This is a genomic window from Blautia sp. CAG:257 (assembly GCF_000433815.1).
Lineage (GTDB): Bacteria > Bacillota > Clostridia > Lachnospirales > Lachnospiraceae > Blautia_A > Blautia_A caecimuris.
The window spans coordinates 318-1,463 of record NZ_HF999059.1 but is presented as its reverse complement, the minus strand read 5'-3'; the positions used below and the strand labels follow the sequence as shown (position 1 = coordinate 1,463).

At 44.1% G+C, this 1,146-nt stretch carries 2 protein-coding genes; one reads left to right on the top strand and one right to left on the bottom strand.

Translation table 11 applies throughout. The features are described 5' to 3' along the window. Window positions 1-686, top strand: a 686-nt coding sequence (locus QVP40_RS07775; protein ID WP_288200390.1) for a P-loop domain-containing protein, incomplete at its 5' end; no start/stop codon positions are given. Window positions 687-806: 120 nt separating this feature from the next. Here the strand turns inward: QVP40_RS07775 and QVP40_RS07770 are convergent. Then, on the bottom strand, window positions 807-1,146 hold a 340-nt coding region (locus QVP40_RS07770; RefSeq protein WP_288200389.1), incomplete at its 5' end, for a hypothetical protein.

The window sequence follows — 1,146 nt, the reverse complement described above, 5'->3', positions numbered from 1 at the left end:
GGGTCTTTCTTCTGGATGAAGATACATCTGCCACGAATTTTATGGTAAGGGATTCCTTTATGCAGAAAGTGATCGCAAGAGAAAAAGAACCCATCACACCGTTTCTGGAACGGGCCGGGGATCTGTACCACAAAGCCGGAATCTCCACCATTCTGGTTGCCGGAAGCTCCGGCGCCTTTTTCCATATTGCAGACACAGTGATCCAGATGGACAGCTATTATCCGCTGGACATTACCCACATGGTAAAAACTCTCTGCAGCCAGTATCCGCTTCCAGAAACCTCTGTGCCGGGATTCCACTTTCCCAAAAGCTGCCGGATCATGACAAAAGCTGCTTCCGCAGCTCCCAGATCCCCTCGCAGAGATTCTGACCGTCCGGACAGACTGAAAACAAAAGTACATGGAAAAGACGGCTTTTCCATAGGACGACAGGAAGTGGATCTGCGCTATATTGAGCAGATCGTGGATACGGAACAGACAGCTTCTTTAAGTATGCTGCTGAAATATGCTGTGGAGCATCTCATTGACGGTAAACGGACGCTTCCGGAAATTGCAGAATATCTGATCCGGGAATTGGATCAGAAGGGACTGGTATTTTTCAGCGGCGGTTCTTATATCCCCTGTGGGTATGCCATGCCAAGAGCCCAGGAAATCTATTCCTGCTTGAACCGTTATCGAAGGCCATAAAATAAAAACTGCCCCGGAAGCGCCAAAGTTCTTCCGGAGCATATAAACTGCTAAAGGCAAACAAGAAAACTGCCGCTCTCCCGACGATCTTGCCGGGTGGGCGGCTGTCATTGTTTTCTTTTATTTTTTAGGGAAAGGAAAGAGTTCGGCAGTTCTTCCGGCATTGAAGTGCTGCCTGTTCTTAAAGGGGATTACCTTTAAGACACTTATAGAATACAACATAATTGTGATAAGAGTTTGTATAATTTCTAATATAATTATAAAATCTATAAAGAAACCATAATTTTCCTGTAAATATACCTGCAATATCCACTCTGTACCCGGCAATTTACATATTGACATCATAGGTTGATAATGATACCATAGCCACATCAAATGAAAAACTTTTAACCTGATTTCTATCCATATAAAATAAGGAGAATATTCCATGCAGAAAAAAGCAATCATTGCCATGAGCGGC